23 protein-coding genes and 2 tRNA genes are annotated in these 17,713 nt (G+C 64.9%); all 25 read right to left on the reverse strand.

Annotated elements, in window-relative coordinates; genetic code table 11:
- Nucleotides 1-236: hypothetical protein (locus MOX01_RS19275; RefSeq protein WP_176589903.1), on the reverse strand; the 236-nt coding region annotated here is incomplete at its 3' end.
- Between the two features lie 11 nt (nt 237-247).
- Nucleotides 248-1,294, reverse strand: coding sequence for a major capsid protein (locus MOX01_RS11135; protein ID WP_141369706.1), 1,047 nt, complete (start codon nt 1,292-1,294; stop codon nt 248-250).
- 5 nt (nt 1,295-1,299) lie between these two features.
- Nucleotides 1,300-1,713 carry a head decoration protein gene (locus MOX01_RS11140; RefSeq protein ID WP_141369708.1) on the reverse strand — a complete coding sequence of 138 codons (414 nt, stop codon included), beginning with the start codon at nt 1,711-1,713 and terminating at the stop codon, nt 1,300-1,302.
- 13 nt (nt 1,714-1,726) lie between these two features.
- The gene (locus tag MOX01_RS11145; protein ID WP_141369710.1) at nt 1,727-2,368 is read right to left on the reverse strand and encodes a hypothetical protein; all 642 of its coding nucleotides are present in this window, start codon (nt 2,366-2,368) and stop codon (nt 1,727-1,729) included.
- A gap of 66 nt (nt 2,369-2,434) precedes the next feature.
- Nucleotides 2,435-3,244: a hypothetical protein gene (locus MOX01_RS11150; RefSeq protein ID WP_141369712.1), complete on the reverse strand. Its 810-nt coding sequence runs from the start codon at nt 3,242-3,244 to the stop codon at nt 2,435-2,437.
- Nucleotides 3,244-4,845, reverse strand: a complete 1,602-nt coding sequence (locus MOX01_RS11155) for a phage portal protein (RefSeq protein ID WP_141369714.1) — start codon at nt 4,843-4,845, stop codon at nt 3,244-3,246. Before MOX01_RS11155 ends, MOX01_RS11150 begins: the two co-directional genes overlap by 1 nt.
- Before the next feature lie 16 nt (nt 4,846-4,861).
- Entirely contained in the window at nt 4,862-6,454 is a 1,593-nt protein-coding gene (locus tag MOX01_RS11160; protein WP_211368739.1) for a terminase large subunit domain-containing protein, read from the reverse strand.
- Between the two features lie 92 nt (nt 6,455-6,546).
- Complete coding sequence (locus tag MOX01_RS11165; protein ID WP_141369718.1) at nt 6,547-7,008, reverse strand: phage terminase small subunit; 462 nt, start codon at nt 7,006-7,008, stop codon at nt 6,547-6,549.
- A gap of 138 nt (nt 7,009-7,146) precedes the next feature.
- Complete coding sequence (locus tag MOX01_RS19570; RefSeq protein ID WP_141369720.1) at nt 7,147-7,491, reverse strand: HNH endonuclease; 345 nt, start codon at nt 7,489-7,491, stop codon at nt 7,147-7,149.
- Between the two features lie 28 nt (nt 7,492-7,519).
- A complete protein-coding gene (locus MOX01_RS11175; protein WP_141369722.1) occupies nt 7,520-7,729 on the reverse strand; it encodes a hypothetical protein in 210 nt (69 codons plus the stop codon).
- Nucleotides 7,729-7,887, reverse strand: coding sequence for a hypothetical protein (locus MOX01_RS19170; RefSeq protein ID WP_170224212.1), 159 nt, complete (start codon nt 7,885-7,887; stop codon nt 7,729-7,731). The genes MOX01_RS11175 and MOX01_RS19170 overlap by 1 nt, the downstream gene beginning before the upstream one ends.
- On the reverse strand, nt 7,884-8,072 hold the full coding sequence (locus MOX01_RS11180; RefSeq protein ID WP_141369724.1) for a hypothetical protein: 189 nt from the start codon (nt 8,070-8,072) through the stop codon (nt 7,884-7,886). The genes MOX01_RS19170 and MOX01_RS11180 overlap by 4 nt, the downstream gene beginning before the upstream one ends.
- Nucleotides 8,069-8,485, reverse strand: a complete 417-nt coding sequence (locus MOX01_RS11185) for a hypothetical protein (protein ID WP_141369726.1) — start codon at nt 8,483-8,485, stop codon at nt 8,069-8,071. Before MOX01_RS11185 ends, MOX01_RS11180 begins: the two co-directional genes overlap by 4 nt.
- A 347-nt stretch (nt 8,486-8,832) precedes the next feature.
- A tRNA-Asn gene (locus MOX01_RS11190) sits at nt 8,833-8,904 on the reverse strand.
- 96 nt (nt 8,905-9,000) lie between these two features.
- Nucleotides 9,001-9,072, reverse strand: a tRNA-Asp gene (locus MOX01_RS11195).
- A gap of 392 nt (nt 9,073-9,464) precedes the next feature.
- On the reverse strand, nt 9,465-10,016 hold the full coding sequence (locus MOX01_RS11200) for a hypothetical protein (RefSeq protein WP_141369728.1): 552 nt from the start codon (nt 10,014-10,016) through the stop codon (nt 9,465-9,467).
- Nucleotides 10,009-10,176 carry a hypothetical protein gene (locus MOX01_RS19175; protein WP_170224214.1) on the reverse strand — a complete coding sequence of 56 codons (168 nt, stop codon included), beginning with the start codon at nt 10,174-10,176 and terminating at the stop codon, nt 10,009-10,011. The genes MOX01_RS11200 and MOX01_RS19175 overlap by 8 nt, the downstream gene beginning before the upstream one ends.
- Nucleotides 10,166-10,729 carry a hypothetical protein gene (locus tag MOX01_RS11205; RefSeq protein ID WP_141369730.1) on the reverse strand — a complete coding sequence of 188 codons (564 nt, stop codon included), beginning with the start codon at nt 10,727-10,729 and terminating at the stop codon, nt 10,166-10,168. The genes MOX01_RS19175 and MOX01_RS11205 overlap by 11 nt, the downstream gene beginning before the upstream one ends.
- Nucleotides 10,726-11,409 (reverse strand): DNA N-6-adenine-methyltransferase, encoded by a 684-nt coding sequence (locus MOX01_RS11210; RefSeq protein WP_141369732.1) that lies wholly within the window; start codon nt 11,407-11,409, stop codon nt 10,726-10,728. Before MOX01_RS11210 ends, MOX01_RS11205 begins: the two co-directional genes overlap by 4 nt.
- Nucleotides 11,406-12,248, reverse strand: a complete 843-nt coding sequence (locus MOX01_RS11215) for a hypothetical protein (protein ID WP_141369734.1) — start codon at nt 12,246-12,248, stop codon at nt 11,406-11,408. Before MOX01_RS11215 ends, MOX01_RS11210 begins: the two co-directional genes overlap by 4 nt.
- Nucleotides 12,245-12,487: a hypothetical protein gene (locus MOX01_RS11220; RefSeq protein WP_141369736.1), complete on the reverse strand. Its 243-nt coding sequence runs from the start codon at nt 12,485-12,487 to the stop codon at nt 12,245-12,247. Before MOX01_RS11220 ends, MOX01_RS11215 begins: the two co-directional genes overlap by 4 nt.
- Nucleotides 12,484-12,912: a RusA family crossover junction endodeoxyribonuclease gene (locus tag MOX01_RS11225; protein ID WP_141369738.1), complete on the reverse strand. Its 429-nt coding sequence runs from the start codon at nt 12,910-12,912 to the stop codon at nt 12,484-12,486. The genes MOX01_RS11220 and MOX01_RS11225 overlap by 4 nt, the downstream gene beginning before the upstream one ends.
- On the reverse strand, nt 12,909-14,642 hold the full coding sequence (locus tag MOX01_RS11230) for a DNA cytosine methyltransferase (RefSeq protein WP_141369740.1): 1,734 nt from the start codon (nt 14,640-14,642) through the stop codon (nt 12,909-12,911). Before MOX01_RS11230 ends, MOX01_RS11225 begins: the two co-directional genes overlap by 4 nt.
- Nucleotides 14,639-17,233, reverse strand: coding sequence for a DNA methyltransferase (locus MOX01_RS11235; RefSeq protein ID WP_141369742.1), 2,595 nt, complete (start codon nt 17,231-17,233; stop codon nt 14,639-14,641). Before MOX01_RS11235 ends, MOX01_RS11230 begins: the two co-directional genes overlap by 4 nt.
- Nucleotides 17,230-17,676, reverse strand: coding sequence for a hypothetical protein (locus MOX01_RS11240; RefSeq protein WP_141369744.1), 447 nt, complete (start codon nt 17,674-17,676; stop codon nt 17,230-17,232). Before MOX01_RS11240 ends, MOX01_RS11235 begins: the two co-directional genes overlap by 4 nt.
- Nucleotides 17,677-17,713 lie beyond the last annotated feature (37 nt).

Raw genomic sequence — 17,713 nt, forward strand, 5'->3', positions numbered from 1 at the left:
TCGTCTTCGGACTCGTCTTCGGACTCGTCTTCGGACTCGTCTTCGGACTCGTCTTCGGACTCGTCTTCGGACTCGTCTTCGGACTCGTCTTCGTCGCCTGCCGGCGCCTCAGACTCTCCCGATGCGGTGAGCGTGTGCTCGCCGAGCTGCGGGAGTGCCCACTTCGGAGGGGTCGACCCTGCTTCGAGCAGCAGGGCCTCCCCCTCCTCGGTGAGGACGTACACGTTGCACGCCATGGAGGTCATGGTCAGGCAGCGACCGTCGCGACGAACAGGCGCTTCGCGTCCGAGAGGACGGGGAACGCGACCGCGTCCACGAACGTGAACTCGCGGTACGGCGGTCCGACCTTCTCGACGACACCGGCGATGCCGGGTGCCTCCTGGAACGACATCTCCGCGAGGTTGCTGTTGACCAGCTCGAGCGCGGTCGCCGTGACGCCCCACTCGGTGCGTCCCAGGTCCCCGAGCTCTGCCGGGGTGAACAGGACGCGGTTCGCGGGGATCACGCGGGCGAGCTGGTCGGTGGTGACCGACTCGACCTGGGTGTCGTACGGAGCGACGAACGGCGGGAGACCGTACGAGGCGAGGAGCGTGTTGACGTCCTCGAAGCTCGCGTAGGTGCGACCAGCGGATGCACCGTAGATCGCGTCGATGACCTCCTTGTTCCGCTGTGCGAGACGGAGGACCGTCTGCGACGTGCGGATCGCTCCGGCGGGGGCACCGTTGGTCGCGACGTAGACGTCGTGCCAGGTGATCAGGTCGGTGAGGACCTTCGCCGTTGCGAGGTTGCTCCACAGGATGCCCGCGGTGACCAGGTGCGAACCGGGGACACCGAAGTCGGCCTCGAAGCCGCCGTTGATCTCGGACACGGTGAGCTTGCCGTCCGTGAGGACGTCACCCCACGCGAGCTCGAGGCGTCGGAAGATGTTCCCGACGAGGTCCTCGGCGTCGTTGTAGATCGCGTCGGCGAGGGCGGCGGTGTTGGTGCCGTTCACGCGAGCGAACTCCAGCTGCAGCCGCTCGTACTCGCCCTTGTTGCGCGAGTCCGAGAGGGGGATCATGCCGACCGAGCCGGTGGAGCCGGTGTCGCGGTCGGACACGTGGATGCGTCCGTCGTAGGTGCGGTACCGGGCCGTGCGGTTGCGCTTCACGATCTCCGCGAAGTTGACCGTGTTGGTCAGGTTGTTCCGCGTCGGGAACGCGTTGAGCAGGGCCAGGTCACTGGGGACCGGAACTGCGCGGACGAACGCCGAGAGGGCGTCGGGGCTGACGGGGGCGTCGAAGACGATAGCCATCTAGCTCACGCTCCTTCCGAGAAGTTGACGAGCTTGAGGTCCGTGCGGGCGTCGGCGTCGAGAGCGCCCTTACCCGTCTGGAACGGAAGCTTGGACGGGATGACCTCGCCCTTGTGGAGTCCGGCACCGCCGACGCGGGTTGCGCCGTTGACAGTCACGGACGAGAACAGGATCTCCGCGGCCGTCTCGGCGCCGTTGGTGGCAGCCGGATCGTACGGTGCGTACAGCCCCGAGGCGATGATCTTGCCGAGCACCGTTCCGGACGGGATGAACCCGTTCGGGTAGTGGGTGCCGGCAGTGAATGCACTCACGTCCAGGACGATGCTCGGGTTGTCACCCGGCAGCGTTCCGTCGGGGCCACGAAGCCACGAACGGTTCTCCGACTGGAACGAGGAGCGGCGAACAGTGATGTCAGACATCGGTGTTTCCTCTCTACTTCTTGGGACCGAAGCGGCGTTCCGCCTCGGCTTCGCCGGTTGCCCGGCCTGTGGTTTCGATCTGCTCGTGCTGGCCCTGGAACCGGGCGAGGTTCGCCCCGCCGGGCTTCGGCTTCTCCTTGGTGTTCTCGGTCACCCAGGCGGTGATCTTGGCCGTGTCGGCCTTGTCTCCGTCGATGAACTGAGAACGGTCCAGGGTGAGGAGCTTCGCCGCGTCGACGTCGCGGCCCTGGAGGGCCCGCTCGATCGCCGTGGTGACGCGCTCGTTCGCAAGGATGCTGAGCACCTCGCTGCGACCGGCCTGCTTCGCCTCGTCGATCGCCTTCTCCTCGGCGGTCTGGGATGCGGCGCGGGCAGCGTCGAGATCGGCCTGAAGCTGCGCGATCTCTTCCGGGGTCTTGCCCCCGAACGCCTTCACACGGTCTTCGTGCTTGCGGGCCTTGTCCTGCCAGTAGGCCACCTGCTGTTCCGGCGTCATGTCCTTGACAGGAGTGTTGGCCGGGAAGCCGGGGTCGACCGGGTCGTTGCCCTCGTTGTCCGTGAGGAAGCGGAGCCCGAGAAGGTCGAACCGGGACGGTCCGATCTGCGCGAGGCCGTCGCATCCACGGCGAACGAAAGCGGGCTTGCTGATGAGCATGATCTATCTCCCATGTCGGGTGTGGTGGTGGCCCCATGTCGGGGTGACCGTGCGTGCGCACGGGGTCTAGGAGGCGTCGATCTCGCGCTTCGTCGTGAAGTGTTGGTCGCGCCAGGTGAGCACGGGACCGAGCTCGCCGTGCTCGCGCACAGCGATCAGGTCGAGGTAGTCGGAGATCTCGTTACGGCCGTCGAGGTATCGGGCGCCGCGGTCGGTGGAACCGAACTCGCTTTCGACGGCGGTGTGGATCGCGTCGAGGCGATCGGGGTGGATGATCTGCACTGCCGGGTCGCTGTTCAGCGGCCGACTTTGGCAGTCACACCCTGGGTGAATCGGTGCGAGGTCTTCCACCCAGTAGCGCTGAGTGGATGCGATCACGCACAGGGCGCAGTTTTCGCGCCCTGTGAGTACGCGCTCGAACGCTCGCACTCCCCCGGATCGCATCGCGCGGCGGCTCGAGTGGGTCTTCGCGAGCTGCAGGTTCGTCGTGACGATCGACTGCAACCGACCCTTGCCAGCGGCGACGGCCGCAGTGACTGATTGCCCTTTCGAGAGGGAGTCGTGCATCGTTGCGAACGGTCGGGCGTAGAGGGTCTCATCGGAGATCCCGCGCAGGTTCCTCGTGGTGGCTTCGAAGGTGCGCCCGGAGACGGTGAAGCCCTGCTCCGCAGCGACGCGAGCCATGTACGCGTCGGTGATGTCCGAGATCCGCTGCTGGCCTGCCTGCACCCTGGGGGCGACCGCGGCGAGAAGACGCTTGATATCGTCGTCCCGCCACGACCCCATGCTGTTCCAGTACCTCATCGCGAAGTTCTGAATAGTCAGACGCAGTTGGTGGACCTGCACGTCGTATGCCCTGTCCAGCCGAGTGACCATCAGCGATCCTCCACAACCTGCGCATCCTGTTCAGGGAGGCGCAACGACACGGGCACCGCGCCGGTGAACTCGATACCTTCGAGACCGACCCGGATGGCAGCGTCCTTCGGATTGACACCCGCTCGGATGAGAACGCCGAGAGCATCAGCGCGCGACTTCGCTTCCTCGGGGGAAAGCGGAGCCCGGGTCTGCTGCCCGTCGGCCGCTGGTTCGGGGGCCATCGACGCGAGCATGAGTGCCTGGTCTGCTTGTTCGGCCATGACCTGGTTGATCTCGTCCGGTGTCATCTGCCAGACCTTCCGCAGAATGGTCTTCAGCGGCATGGTGGTCGAAACCTGCGAGGTGGCCGAGCCCATGTCGGCGAGCGAGAACCGTTCGGTGGGCTTCCACCCGACGGTGATTTTCGACTTCACCGCCCGCGCTTCGTCACCCGCCGTGAGGAAGATCAGGTTGTAGAGGTCGACGATCCCCTGCGTGGCGCGGGTGATCTTGTCCTCCACGGCGAAGGTCAGGCCTTCGCGGGTGAACTTCGCACCCTCGGCCGCCTGGTTGTCGGGCGCGAAGATCGACATCGGCCGGCGCGTCACGGCTGCGAGGCGCATGACCTCGTCCTTGATCGCGTTGAGGATGCCGCTGATGTCCGCCTGAGTGGACTCCCAAACCTTCGCGCCGGAAGGCAAGAGGAACCACTGTCCAGGGTCGGACGTGAGGATGTCGTCGAGGTCATCGACGCCGATTGACGTCTTGAACTCGTTCTGGACGTCGACCTCTTCCTCTTCGGCGTTCATCTGAATCGCGCGCTGCCGGAACGCCTGGTACATGACGATGACGGTCATCTGGAAGACGAGGCGATCGATGCGGCGCAGCAGCCGCAGGTGAGGTTCGAACTCGCCCTTGCCGTTCCGGTTCCTGAATCGGACGACCGGCACGAGGTGGTGCTCGAGTTCCATCCCGTCCTTGCCGCCCTGGGTGTTGTCCCAGGACCACGACTTCGGGTCGAACCCGCCCTCACCACTCACCGGGCGCTTCGCGACGAAGGAGCGTGCGCGTGTGCCCGCGGCGACAGAGCCCGGGAGCATGACTACTGCGTAGTCGAACCCGTCGAACTGATCTCGAAGGAACTTCACCGCGCACACGATCCGGGACTGACGTGCCGGATCGTGGAACGTGACCACATCGCGCGGATCTTCGGCGGTGACCGTGATCTCGTTGGTGTCCGCATCGGTACCGACGATCCCGAATGAGTCCCCTGCCCAGAGCATCGTCTCAATGATCGACGCGAGCTCCACATCGAGGTTGTTGTCTCGCCAGTGCTCCCAGGCCTTCTCGTCAAGCACATCACCGGACACGGCGGTGCGGATGTCGCGAACCGACATCCGCTCCCGCAGCGACCCCGTGATCAGCTCGGCGAAGTTCGTCGTGGACTCTTCCTCGAACTCCTTGAATGCTTCGCGCGCGTTCTTCACCGCAGTCGGCGCCGGCGGGTTCCCGTCGTGCCATGCCGCAAGCTCGATCAGGCGCGGACGTTGTGCGTCACGCTTCTCGAACGCTCGCTCGAGCCACCAGCCCGGCGTGTAGGGAGTCTTCGTAGCGACAGCCATGCGACCCCCTCATGTGTCATCGAGACCCGATACGCCGGATCACTGCTCGCTTCTTCTGGACTGGTTTCGCACCGCCCTTGAGGGCATCGAGGCGCGCCTTCCACGACAGGACGGCCGCCATACCGGCGTCGAACTTGAGGCCCATCTGACCGTCCTGCTTCTGCATGACGTACAGCGGCTCTCCGTGGTCGTCGCGGAGCCGGAGTTCCTTCTTCCCGGCGTTGCCGAGATGTCGGATCAGGTCGTCGTGGGGTGACAGCACCCGCCCGATGACGAAGTCGGGATTGACGCGACCACCGAATCGAATAGACCCGGCGTCGATCGCTTCCTGATATTCGCGAAGCGCATAAGCCATCTGACTGTGGCGCTTCGTGTACCACTCCTCGACCTGCCCGGGGTACTTCGCGTACCAAGATCCGATCGTTTCGGTCCAGTGAGGCGGGTCCGCGTACAGCTTGAACACGCGGTACCGCTGCATGGCGTCCTCGAACGCGTCCGTAACCTCGTCCTCTGGGACTTCCCACTCGTCAGCATCGTCCGGGCGCTCCCAGAGCCCGATGAGCTCCTGCAGACCCGTCTTGATATCCGTGGCGACGATGGCCGTCGCGTCACGGAACCGTGCACCGTCGAAGCCGAGCGCCACGAACGCACCGCGGGGGATCTGCTCCCCCGGGCTCAGCAAGTCATCGATCTGTTTGCGGTCGAAGAACGTCGAACCGGACTGGCGCCAACGGTTCAGCCACACGCGCTCGAGGTAGGCCTTGTCCGCCTTGGGTCGTTCCCAGTTCTTGGCGATGTTCTCGAACTGGCCAGGGCCGAACTCGCCGACTGGGCCGGTCGCCTCGGAGATCGCGGCTACACGCTTCTCGCGCGTGCTCAGATCCGAGTGCTTGGACTCATCCGCCCACCGGGCGAAGAAGAACAGCGCCGGATCGTCGATCTCACCACGGTCGATCGCTTCGGCCTCGGCCCGCAGGTCCTCCTCCACCGAGTTCTCACCCGGCGCACCGGCCGTCGACGTGTGAAGCGCCCAGGGATCTTCGAGCGGACGCTTCGACAGGTTCGCCATCATCGTCTCATACGCGGCCTTGTGTGTCGGCAGCTTGAGCCGATGAGGCTCATCGAAGTGCATGCACGTCGTCAGGGCGCCATCACGCGAACCAGGTGCACCGGCGACAGGCACTGCCTTGCCGTCGTCCTGCCCGAACCTTCCGAGACGCATCACACGCTCGTCGGTGATGTCGAACAGGTCAGCGTCGGGACCCTCACCAATCACGTACTTCAGCACACCGAATGCGAGCTCTTCGACCTGCTCCTTGGACGCCGCCATCATCGGGATGTACGGAAACTCGACGGGTTTGCCCTTGAGGACGTCGCCGTCGAAGTACCCACGCACTGGTGCGTCCGGGTGCAGTTCGCATCCCATGACCCAAGCGGCCATCTCGGTCTTCGCCATGCCCTTGCGCCACTCGATGCCGCCGCGTTGAAAGCGTCGACGCCCCTCGAACGGGTGACCCTTCGGATACACCTCGTACAAGCGGCACAGCGCAGCGAACTTCTCATCGTCGAGCACGGCGGGACGGCCGGACAGCGAACCGGGGCCGAACACAAACCGCTCCTCGATGAATTCCTTGAGTGCGGGGCCGAGGGTTGGGAAGGAAAGATCGAGGGGCGGAACGATCAGGACCGCCACGGCGCCCCCTAGTTCACGAGCGTCAGCCGCGGGTCATCGCCGGGCTTCGGCTGCGTCGAAGTTCCACCAGTGCGTCGTCGCTGCTGACCTCGATCCTTCGCGGCCTCGGCGCCTTCGATCGTCCACTCGAGGGAGCGACGAGACAGCGGGTCGAGGCCGAGCATCTTGCGCTGCAGCCGCAGCTCTCCCGCCGCGTCCTTGCGGCCAGTAGCTGACTCAGCGGTCACGAAGTCGTTGTACAGCGATGCACAGATACGGACGTTCTCGTAATCCGAGTCTAGCCACTCCTCCGACATCTCGGAGATCCACATGCGCTCCCAGTACTCGACCGTCTCCAAAGCCCACTCGACACCAGCCGGCGGGTTCGGGATGTGGCGCTCTTCCCCGTCAGCGAGGACACGGAGCGTTGTCGCTCCCGCGGCCTTGTTGCGACGAGCTCGGGCTGAGGCGTGCTTCTTCGGAGCGGGCATGATGGCCTCCCATGTCGGGAATGATGAGCGCCCATGACGGGCTGAGGCGGCGCCGCGCGCGACCCTGGGGAACCGTATGGACTTAAAGTCACAGCATCTCCCCGGCGGTCAGGAGAGGGGTGGGGAGGGGGTGGGGGCCTACCCTCGTCGTCGTGAGCGGCCTCGTGCTGCTTCTTGTTGCGTCTTGGTCTTGTGGCATGGTGTGCATGCTGCTTGGCCGTTGTCGGGGTCGTAGCGTGCGCCGCCTTCGGCTACGGGGACTCGGTGGTCTGCCTCTGTGGCGCGGTGTGTGCAGCCTGGGCCGCGGATCTCGCACATGCCCTTGGCTCGGGAGAGGACGGTCTTCCGCCATTGGGTGTGTCCGGCTCCTGTTGCGTGTGAGCGTCCTGTCCAGTGGTGAACGGTGTGCTCGTCGCAGTAGCGGGTGGTGGTGATGCGGTGGTCGCACCCAGGGGTCGGGCATTGGCGAGGAGCCCTGGGCATCGTGTGCACACCCCCTGGGGTTTGTGGTCTACCCCTGGGGTAGGAACTCGGCCTTGAACTCGAAGCAGTGGCGCCATGGGTCAGCGAGGATGAACTCGGCGTTGAGTTCGGGGAGCATGAAGCCGCGGTGCCCGTGCTGGGCGGTGAGTGCCTTGAGCTGGTCGATCGCGAACTGTGCGGCTTCTTCGAGGTTGTCGGCCGTCACTGTGAACGTGATGTCCGGATCCTGGTCGGGCATCAGTCGTCTTCCCAGACGGCGGCGGGTCGCATGACCGCGCGGACTGGCCGGCGGGCGTCCTTCTCTTCGGCGAGGCACCTGTCTTCGCAGAGGATGGCGGCACGGGCGGAGGGGTATTCGTCGCCGCAGATCTCGCAGGCGTATGACGGGACGCTCATGGTTCGTCTCCGTACGCGTGGTCGATGCGTTCGGTGAGGTGTCCGATCCCAGTCTCGAGCTGTCGGATGATGTCGATGAGCTCGGGCTTGGTCTTCCCGGCGAGTTCGCGGCGGCGCTGCAGGTCGGTCTTCACTGCGGCGGTCGCATCCTGGTGGGCGCGGTTGACTTCTCTGACGTCGCTCACGCCTGGGCCTCACCTTCGTTGAATACGGGAACGCCGCACCAGATGAGCGACGTGAGGTTGCCGATCATCACGGCGAGCTCTTCGGGGTGCTCTCGCGCCCACTTACGCGCCCCGATGCGCCCATCGATCTGGCGTCCGTGGTGGAACAGGGCGATGTGTGCAGCTTCGTGAGCGATGATGCTGACCCACAGTTCGGTCTTCACCAGAAAGACGAGGGCGCCGACATTGTCGGCATCCGGCTCGTTGAAGGTCTGGGACCATCCATTCGCGTCCGGGTGTCCGCACGCTGCCGACAACTGCGCGTGAGTGTGGAAGATGAACACCTGTGTGCGGAAGGGGACTCCATGCCCAGCATCGACGATCCCGTGCCACGCGACGTCGGACTCTGACCAGTGAAGGGTCCGAGCGCTCATGAGTCTCCCCTGCTGAGCGCCCATCCGAGGGCGGGCTTCCAGATGATGTGGGCGACGATCGAGAGGGTGATGCCGGCTGCGATGCCGAGACAGATCTTCATGCCCGCTCCCTGCATATCCGTGAGCTATAGCCGTATTGGCTATTCGTGTACGCCGATCAGCGTTCCCCGTTGGGGTGGAGTCGAAGGAAAGGAAGGGTGGTGGAGTAGGCGTGTAGCGACGCCTCGTTCTTAATTTCCAAGCAAGCGAACGTCTGTCCGGGGATGCCTCCCTGACCGGTGACCATTCGACGTACCTAGTCGCGCAACAGGACATGCCCTTGTACCGACTCGGAACCTCCACGCTCGCTCCGGGGGCAGGATTCGAACCTGCGGCCGATCGATTAACAGTCGATTGCTCTGCCGCTGAGCTACCCCGGAATGCGCGAGATGTGGATGCGGGCGCGCCTCTACACTCCAACATCTCGCGACTCCGCCCGGAGCTGCCCGGGTCTTCTGCGGTCGCGACCCGCATTGCGCCTCCGAGGAGTTTCGAAATCCCGGCCTCCCGCTCGACAGGCGGGCGCTCTTCCTCTGAGCTACGAAGGCATTGACCGTATGCGGCTCCGGTCTACGAGCACGTGTCCAGTTGGTGAGCTCCCGTCATGAGGTGCTCTATGTGCCGCGTGTCATTGCGGCGTCCTGCGACCGAGCTAACCGCGACGCTGGGTCAACGATCTGCCGGGAGGAACAAGAAAGCCGCCCTGGGAAGAGATCCCGAGCGGCTTGCGGCTGGTCGAACATAGTTCTTGAGCCTCGCGGCTACTGTAGCAGGTTTTGCAGATTACTTTCGTGGGCGTCCCGGTGTTTTCTTGGATGCGTTTCTGAGGTCTCGGATGTTGTACCAGATCACGTCACCCGGTCTGACGGTTCGGACGGTTCCTTCTCTGGCCCACCGGTAGATGGTGTGCGTCGATCTGCCGGTGATCTTGGTGGCTTCGTCAAGCTGCACCCAGTCGTCTAGTGCCCCCAATGGCTTTCTCCGTTCGTGTGATCTCGGCGGTCACGAGAGTGACCAGTGTCTTGAATTCGTCTTCCGTGTAGGCGTGGGCGCATTCGGTGCACGCGATGCGCACGGTGTCGCCGTCGAACTGGGGTGGTGTGTACCGGATGGTTTCGCCGGCGCACACCTGGCATCGGATGTGACGCACCTTGTGGGGCTTGTCTTCGATGGGCCACCGGGCGAGGGCTGTCTCGACTTCGCGGGTGAACAGGCGGGCGGTGTCGGCGCCGTACGGGTCATTGGCGACGTCTTCGAGGTCTGGCCAGTAGCGCAGCTCTTGCGACAGGCGGGTGATCTCTTCGGCGGCCAGCCATGTCGGTGGGAGCCCAAGCGGGTGGTTCGACGAGGGCGCGCGCACTTCTTCGACCCCGCCCTTGATGTACCCAGCGACTTGGAACCACGGGACGACCTGGACGGACTTGTGCACGGCCCTGCGGAACCGGTCGAACTCTTCCCACGTCAGGTAGCCGACGTCCTGGTGGTCAGACATGTTTGATCCCTTCGTGAGTGCGGTAGTTGTGCATGGCTTTGGCGTCGCCCGTACAGGCGGCGCACTTTCCGTCCCTGCAGTCGAGGCTGAGGATGTCGTAGATCAGCGTTCCGTTTGGCCCGCCCTTGAACGCTGGACCGATGGGTTGCTCAACTGGCATGCGTCGCTCCTTCCTGCTTCACCGGCACCCACGGACCAGCCTCGCGGCGCCGGTACATCGGGTAGAGCCACGCCTGCGACTTGGCCGTGAGCTCGTCGCCGGCGGCAACGATGGTGGTCCCGGTGTGGAGTGGCATCTCGAGGCCGTACTCCCATTCCGGTTCCTCGGCTACGACACCAGACAGAGCCGGAATGATGCCGGGATACGCATCCACGATGAGCTGCGCAGCCTTCGCATACGTCCCGGTCACATCGGGACGGTACTGGTGCAGGAGGACGCCGAGAGTGAACGCTGCGGTTTGCTCCGGGGTGTCACCCGTCCTCGACACATCCGGTCGCGTTGTCGCTTCATATCGCAGTTCGAGCTTCACGGCCTCGATGATCTGGTGCTTCATGTAGCTCATCGCGACGTCGGGTGACCCGTGGTGACCTTGACAGCGGGGTTTGTGGCATTCCGGCCACTCGCCCTCAACAGCGGCACGACTCACGCCGGCCTCGTCGACGGCCGCGATGATCCGATCCATCAGCGCTTCATCGACCTTGCGCTCGCTCATCGCACACCCCCAGCAGCACGCAGAGCGGCGAGAACCGCATCCGCCGCCTGCTCGATCACACCCATGTCGGTCCCGGCGAAGTCGCTTAGGCGCGTCATCACGAGAGCATCGATGACCTTCGCACGCGCGTCAGACGGTTCGCCCTGTGGCTCCGCGGTGCGCAGAGCAGCGGTCGGATCAACCCAGATGAGCAAAGCGCACCCGAACGGCGGCCTGTCGCCCTTTGGCCCGATGACCGCATTGGGTCGGATGAATCTCATGCGACCGGGTAGGAACTCGACCGTGAGCGGTGAGCCGGGGCGGTCGCGGATCGGCTCGATGCCCTCCTGCCACCACTTCTGTTCGACGCGGTTCGCGGGGACCAGCATCACGATGCCACGAGTGGTCTCGTACTCATCCCACGCCTTCTGGACCCATCGTCCGAGGTCGCTATACGGCGGATTGCACCATACGCGTTCACCTGCCCAGGACTGAGTGAGACCGTCATCCTCGCGGGTGAAGTACCGCTCGCATTTGGTGTTGTGTGGCGACGCTGCCACGTCGAGCGTGAAACCGCCGAAGCGCTCGTTCCACGGATCGAAGTAGTCGGGGTGCGTGCCCCGGTCATCCACCTCATCCAGCGCACCGCGTGCGCCGGTCTGCTGCGGGTGATTCTGCGCTTTGAACCCTGTGAGTGTCATGCGCTGATTCCTTCCTGTGGGGCGATGGCGTGGACCGCGGCCCTCGCTTGCTTGCGGAACGCCTCGCGGTCTTCGTAGGCCATTGCGGGGTAGTTGTCGGGGTGCGCTTCTCGTTCCCACGCCTCCGCCCCCTCCCATGCCGCAATCTCGTCCGTCCAGTAGTCGGCGTCTGCGGCCTGCGCAATTGCGGCGGCGACCGCATCGACCTGTTGGGGGAGGTCGACGGTGACGACCTCCGAGCGGCCGATCCCGCATGAGCACTCGAAGGCCAGCACGGCACCGGTCTGCACGAATGCATGGTCCACGTGCACCTGCGCGTCGGACGGTTCGCCCTGCGGCTCATGGGAGAGCCGCGAAGTGACGATCGACGCGAGGTGCGTTCCCCAGTCCTCGCGGCCCTTCACGAACACGCGGTCGAGGCACTGGCACCCGGCGATCGACCCATCCGCCATTGAGAGCACCGGCTGATGCCGGAACATCTCCTGCTCCCAGTTCTCAAACTCGGCATATCCCTCGGCGCTCGGCTCCGGTACCTCGGAACGACGGAAACCAGCAGCGCTATCCCAGAGCTCGTTGAGTGCGTCGAGCGTCTTGTCCGGGTTCCATGTCTCGTCGTCCTGGCCCGTCACGGCATTGTACGCCCGGCTGACCGCCGTCTCCCGCTCGTCGTCGGTAGGGGTGAGAGCCTTCTCGAACACGGCCAGCAATCGTCGGATCATTTCCCAGGGCAGTCCGTATGCAGCATCCACCGGCCCGCCGTTGCCCCAGTATTCGTCGAACGCGGCCAGACCAGTCTTGGCTTCCTCGATCAGCTTCTTGTTATCGGTCTGCTCGGTCACTGTTCGTCCTCCTGGTCTTCTTCGTGGATGCCGAACCGGGTGACCTTGGCAAACTCGGACGGGGTGAGGTGGGGCGCGTCGCCCTTCTCGTAGTAGATGCCGGCCTCTTTCGCAGCCTGCGCGATCAGGCCGAACGGGCGGTCCTCGAATCCCTCGCGCGCACCTGCGGATGGGGTGACGCTGATCGTGATGCCCAAGTCCTTGAGCTTCTGAATGTGCTTGTTCAGCTCGGTGCTCATGTGAGTCTTTCCTTCGTGAGTAGGTCGACCCTTTCGGGCCGGTGGGTGATGTCGGTGACGATCAGTTCGAAGTGGGCTGCGCCGGTGTCGCGTTTCTCGATACGGGGTGCGATCTTCACGCACCATTCGGGGCTGTCATCCGGGACAAGATGTGCGGACACTCCCCTGTCGGATGCGAGACCATCAGCGGCGGCTTTCAGGAGTGGGAACACGTTGTCGGCGTCCCGTTTCCGGTTGTCCGTGACCACCCACACCAGTTCGACCTGCATGCGGCCCATGGTCGGGATGCGTGCGTTACGGACGAGGGCGACAACCAGCGCACGCACCTCCGCCGTCGACTTCGCTTTCGGCGCCCAGTGACCCCGGTAGTTCGCTGACAGCCCCTTCGGTGGGCGCTCGAACGGAAGCTCCAGCGCCCAGCTCATGCCGCCACTCCCAATGCTTCTGCCACGTCGTCGCCGATCCAGTGCGCGACGTTCACCGCGACCGCGTTACCCGCGCCCTGCGTCGTCTCGCTCTTGTTCGCCGCCGACGTGTCATAGTCCTCCCAGAAGCGCTGCGCGCGCAGGTGCTCGACCGGTCCGAGCATCCGGAACCTGACGTCGTCGAGGTCGAACGGCAGATCGCCCTCGAACATCTCCTTCGGCCGTGTGCGCTCCGGTACGACAAGCGACACGTTCGGGCGTGCGACCATCGCTGGCAGCGGCTCGCCGAGCCCCTTGTTCATGTGCTCGATCCGCGTGTAGTCGAGTCCGCCGTGATGCTTCGACAGGAACGCCCCGGGCGGGATGGTCAGGCCGTGGTGACTTCCTCCGGCGGTGATGGCTGACAGGGCCGTGTCTTCTACGCCACGGACTGTACCCGTGCCATAGAGCTCCGCAATGTACGGCGGTACGACCAGATTGTGGTGCGCGCCGCCCGCGGTGATCGCGCCCAGCGGAGCGACAGCGGGGTCGCTGTTGCGCCGCTCAGATCCGGCCTGCTCGCCGTACTGGTGCGACAGGATCGGCGCGAACACGAGACCGTCGCCGATCTTCGTGGAACGCGTCGGCAGCGGACCCGATCGGAGTTCGCGTGCGCGGGCGTCGCCCTCGTGGTTGACGGCGATCATGTAAGGCGGGACCGCGATTCCGTCGCCCGTCCCGCCGGCCTGGCGCGCCATCAGCGGGGCGAGCGTGTCCCACGCGCGGTAGTACGAATCCGGATCGCCGAAGCGCGGATGCCGCGGGTTCGCCGCGTCCCACGTCTGCCCCGACTTCGCGACAACGGTCGGTCGAGCGAACATCCGAAGGCCCACCTCGATGCGGCGCAATGTCGCCTTGGACAGATCGCGCATCCCGAGCGAGGTTCGGTCCCCGATCCGGATGCCGAGATCCGACCAGTCGATCACCGACGCCGCAGGCAGCACGAACGGTTCAACGATCTGCTGCGCGTGCACACCGGCATCGCAGACGTACACGTACTGGGTGCCGTACTTCCCGAATCGTGGGGCACCCTCCGGCGCTGGCTTCTTCCAGTGCTGCCGCGTCGAGACGACCGTGTCGCACTGCGCGCACCACGCGGGCGGTGACGGCTCAAGTCGTGGCTGCGGGACACCCTTCCGGGTCAGCGCAATGTAGATCCGGTCGCGCCACTGTCCAGCGGGGGCGTTGGTGTCGCTGTAGATGTGCGCAGCGTTGACGTTGACGATCTTCCACCGGTAGTCGAGCGCTTCCCACATGCGCAGCCACGGTTCGAACAGCGGCCAGGATGCGACCTCGACGACGTTCTCGATCAGGATCACGTCGAAGCCGCGCGCCTCAGCGGCGCGGATCGGGTCGTACATGGTCGCCCGCGAGCGCTCGCCCGCTTCCGGCGGCAACGGGTCGTCACCGAACAAGGTCGGCGCGGTCGCCTTCACCCTCTTGCGACCGCCGGCCGGCGAGTGCCAGGTGCACTCTGGTGACGCCCACAGCATCGGAGCGTGAGGAAGTCGGCGCATGTCGTAGCCGCTCAGGTCCCCCTGCACGTGATCAGCCTCACGATGATTCGCCGAGTGCACCTGGATCGCCTTGTCCCAGTGGTTATATGCCGAGACGAGGGTGAAACCGGCCTCCACGAGTCCACTGCTGGCACCGCCGAATCCGGCGAAGAAGTCAAGAAATGGCAGACTCACGCTGCGCTCCCTTCGATGTCGAGCAGATCGAAGAGCGACGGAGTCGCCTGCTCTCGATCAAGCTCCTGCTGATACATGACGGCGTCGCGGAACGACGTCGGGTTGAGTTCGGACGACCGCCCTTCCCGGCCGAGCTTCCGCGCGCGCAGTGGGACGGTGCCGAGTCCCCCGAACGGGTCGTAGACCAGGTCGCCCTTGTTCGAGTAGCGCTCGATGAGGCGGTCGACGATGTCGAACTGCAGCGGGCAGATGTGGAACTCGAGCGCTCTTCGTGACTGCTCACCGTTCAGGGTGAGCATGCGGTTCACGTCGTCCCACACGTCCGGACGCCACGACCCGGGGTCGAGGCTCTTGAACGTCGACGGCAGCGCGTTCTTCGCCGCGAGGGCCTCCCCCGTGGCGACGTGGGCGTGGAAGTCGTAGACGCTCGATCGAGACTGTCCCTTGAACAGCCGAGACCGATGCTTCGGTTCGACGGCCGCGAGCTCCTCAGGTGTGAGAAGGCGGTCGCCGGACGATCGCCAGTCCGCGGCGGCGTCGATCTGCCAGCGTGCGAGCGAGTAGTCGGGGATCTCCTTCGCCACCCGGTCGTCGGCGTACCCCTTGGAGCGGTCGGACTGCGGCTTGTGGAAGATCAGGATGTACTCCGGCGAGCCGACGCCCATCTTCGTGCCGTCCTTCCGCATCTCCGTGTAGCCGAGGCGATACGTCTGGTTGTTCTCCCTGACGACGTCGGTCGTGACGGTGATCATGCCCATGTAGTCGAAGCCGTGCTTGAGCCCGTGGGCGAGCGCTTCGGCGTGGAACGGCGAGACGGTCGGGATGCCGGCGCCTGTGACGTTTCCGAACTGGATGCGGTCCTTCACGTGGCAGGCGTAGATCCGTCCTGGGCGAAGCACGCGCAGGAGTTCCGGGGTGAGGTAGTCCATCTGCTGCCAGAAGTGCAGGTTGTCGTCCGTGTGCCCGAAGTCGTTGTAGCTCGGCGTGTACTCGTAGTGGTTCGAGAACGGGATCGACGTGACGATCAGGTCGACGGAGTTGTCGTCCATGTGGTCGCGTGTCTCGACGATGCAGTCGTTCAGCGCGAGCGTCCATCCGGGCCCGGACTTCTCGACGCGCTCAACGCCCATGGCTCTGGTGAGCTCGGCGGAGATCGCGGCCGGGTTCAGGCCGAACTCGCGGATCACGTCCGACATGGTGTCGGTGAGTCGGTCGTGTTCCTCCCATTTGGTGAGCAGGCTGTCGCGCACTTCCGATTCGGTCTCCGCGTATATCAGCGTCACCGAGCATGCGCGCTTTTGCCCGAACCGCTGGATGCGGTGCACCGACTGGATGGTGTCGTTGAACTTGTGCGTGACGCCGACGTAGATCGCCCGGTTCGACTGCTGCAGGTTCATCCCCTGCCCCAGCTGCACGGGCTTTCCGATCAACGCGAACGTCTCCCGGTTGCGCCATGCGTCGAGACGACGCTCGCCCTCTTCATCGTCAAGGCCACCGTGGACCGATGAGAACGTGAGACCCTCAGCGGTGAGCATCTTCTCGATGAGCTCCTGCTCCGCGTTGAGGTCACACCAGAGGATGATCTGGTCGCCGACGCCGTGGTTCTGCACGTGCTCCCGCACGAGAGTCAGCATCCGCGCCACTCGAGGCGCGATCGTCTCGCGCTTCTCCCGCGCGGTGTCGATCAGCGACTTCGCGCCGGCCCGGACGAGAACGCCCTGACCATCACGGTCGATCTGATCCGAGCGGATCTCCACCTCCACCGAGTCCCACTCAACGGAAAGCGCCGGAAGGTCATACCCAGCGTCGGAGTGGCCGAGGTCGGACGGCCGCTGCACGAAGCACGCCCAGGTGTTCAGCCACAGCCAGAACTCGCGCTCCTTGTGCGGATACAGCTTGAGGTTGCCGGCCTTCGCGCTGTCGCGCTGGAAGAACCGCGTCAGCGCCTGCCCGGTGTCCATGATGCCGAGGAACCCGGCGTAGTGGATCAGCTCCTTGTGCCGGTTCGGCGACGGAGTGGCGGTCGCGACGAACCGGTACGGGATCGCATCGAACAGCCCCAGGAACTCCTGATACGTCTTCGATCCGAACGAGCGCAGCACGGATGCCTCGTCGAGGCTGACAGCGTCGAACCCATCGACCGAGAGACGGCCGTCACGCACGCTCTCGTAGTTCGTGACGTAGATCCCCGACCATGCCGGATCGATCTCTTCCGTGCGGCGGATGAAGCGGACCTCGAGCCCGAGCAAGTCACGGCCGTCACGGATGAACTCGCCGCGCACACCGAGCGGTGCAATAATCAGCGCCCGGCCGTCGACGACGGGCGATGCCGGGTGGGTGAGGATCTGCCGCAGTGTCTCCATCTGCATGATCGACTTGCCCAGACCGAACTTGGCGAAGATCGCACGCCGGCCGCCGAGGATCGCCCATCGGACGATGTCGCGCTGGTGCGGGAGCAGGACCTGGTGGAGATCGTCGCTGTGAACGGGGAAGCCGAACGAGCGATCGAATGCGACCTTCTCGCGCAGGAACTCTTCGTGGGACACCTTCGGCATGCGGAAGAAATCGGGGGTCAGCACTGCAGAAGTCATGTGGTCTCCTGGAACGAAGAAGCCCCCGCAGTTGCGGGGGCTGGGTTGGGGTTGAGTCCGAGGCGTTTGCGTACACCCCAGATGGTGCGCCGGTTGATCTTCCTGACCCGGGTCTGGTTGATGCGGTCGGCGATCTGCCGGTCCGTTAGTCCATCCGTGTGGAGGCGGAGCACATGGTCGGGGTCGACGCCGTGGTGTGGTGCGAGGCCGAGGTTGTCGCGGATGTTGGTGACGGTTCGGCGGCCGATGCCGATCTGCTCGGCGATCTCCTTGTCCAACATGCCCTTGCCATGGAGCTCACGAACCTGGGCGGCATGGGCGGATCCGCTCGCGCGCTGTGACGCCTTCGGTTTCCGGGTGGGGGTCTTGGGTGCCGGGGCGGGCTTGCGGACGCGTGCGGGCGGTTCAGGCGTCTCAGCGGCGACGATCTGTGCGGGGGTCATCCCTGCGTTGATCTGTCTCCTGAACGCCCAGTCGCCG

The organism is Microbacterium oxydans, from assembly GCF_006540085.1.
Taxonomy (GTDB): Bacteria; Actinomycetota; Actinomycetes; order Actinomycetales; family Microbacteriaceae; genus Microbacterium; species Microbacterium oxydans.

Excerpts from the sequence above, each read along its gene's own strand:
- MOX01_RS11165 (WP_141369718.1), bottom strand. The coding sequence starts at position 7,008 with ATGCCCGCTCCGAAGAAGCACGCCTCAGCCCGAGCTCGTCGCAACAAG.
- MOX01_RS19570 (WP_141369720.1), bottom strand. The coding sequence starts at position 7,491 with ATGCCCAGGGCTCCTCGCCAATGCCCGACCCCTGGGTGCGACCACCGC.
- MOX01_RS11175 (WP_141369722.1), bottom strand. The coding sequence starts at position 7,729 with ATGCCCGACCAGGATCCGGACATCACGTTCACAGTGACGGCCGACAAC.
- MOX01_RS11145 (WP_141369710.1), bottom strand. The coding sequence starts at position 2,368 with ATGCTCATCAGCAAGCCCGCTTTCGTTCGCCGTGGATGCGACGGCCTC.
- MOX01_RS11240 (WP_141369744.1), bottom strand. The coding sequence starts at position 17,676 with ATGACCCCCGCACAGATCGTCGCCGCTGAGACGCCTGAACCGCCCGCA.
- MOX01_RS11205 (WP_141369730.1), bottom strand. The coding sequence starts at position 10,729 with ATGAGCGAGCGCAAGGTCGATGAAGCGCTGATGGATCGGATCATCGCG.
- MOX01_RS11155 (WP_141369714.1), bottom strand. The coding sequence starts at position 4,845 with ATGGCTGTCGCTACGAAGACTCCCTACACGCCGGGCTGGTGGCTCGAG.
- MOX01_RS11150 (WP_141369712.1), bottom strand. The coding sequence starts at position 3,244 with ATGGTCACTCGGCTGGACAGGGCATACGACGTGCAGGTCCACCAACTG.
- MOX01_RS11185 (WP_141369726.1), bottom strand. The coding sequence starts at position 8,485 with ATGAGCGCTCGGACCCTTCACTGGTCAGAGTCCGACGTCGCGTGGCAC.
- MOX01_RS11220 (WP_141369736.1), bottom strand. The coding sequence starts at position 12,487 with ATGAGCACCGAGCTGAACAAGCACATTCAGAAGCTCAAGGACTTGGGC.
- MOX01_RS11140 (WP_141369708.1), bottom strand. The coding sequence starts at position 1,713 with ATGTCTGACATCACTGTTCGCCGCTCCTCGTTCCAGTCGGAGAACCGT.
- MOX01_RS11235 (WP_141369742.1), bottom strand. The coding sequence starts at position 17,233 with ATGACTTCTGCAGTGCTGACCCCCGATTTCTTCCGCATGCCGAAGGTG.
- MOX01_RS11225 (WP_141369738.1), bottom strand. The coding sequence starts at position 12,912 with ATGAGCTGGGCGCTGGAGCTTCCGTTCGAGCGCCCACCGAAGGGGCTG.
- MOX01_RS19170 (WP_170224212.1), bottom strand. The coding sequence starts at position 7,887 with ATGAGCGTCCCGTCATACGCCTGCGAGATCTGCGGCGACGAATACCCC.
- MOX01_RS11200 (WP_141369728.1), bottom strand. The coding sequence starts at position 10,016 with ATGTCTGACCACCAGGACGTCGGCTACCTGACGTGGGAAGAGTTCGAC.
- MOX01_RS19175 (WP_170224214.1), bottom strand. The coding sequence starts at position 10,176 with ATGCCAGTTGAGCAACCCATCGGTCCAGCGTTCAAGGGCGGGCCAAAC.
- MOX01_RS11135 (WP_141369706.1), bottom strand. The coding sequence starts at position 1,294 with ATGGCTATCGTCTTCGACGCCCCCGTCAGCCCCGACGCCCTCTCGGCG.
- MOX01_RS11210 (WP_141369732.1), bottom strand. The coding sequence starts at position 11,409 with ATGACACTCACAGGGTTCAAAGCGCAGAATCACCCGCAGCAGACCGGC.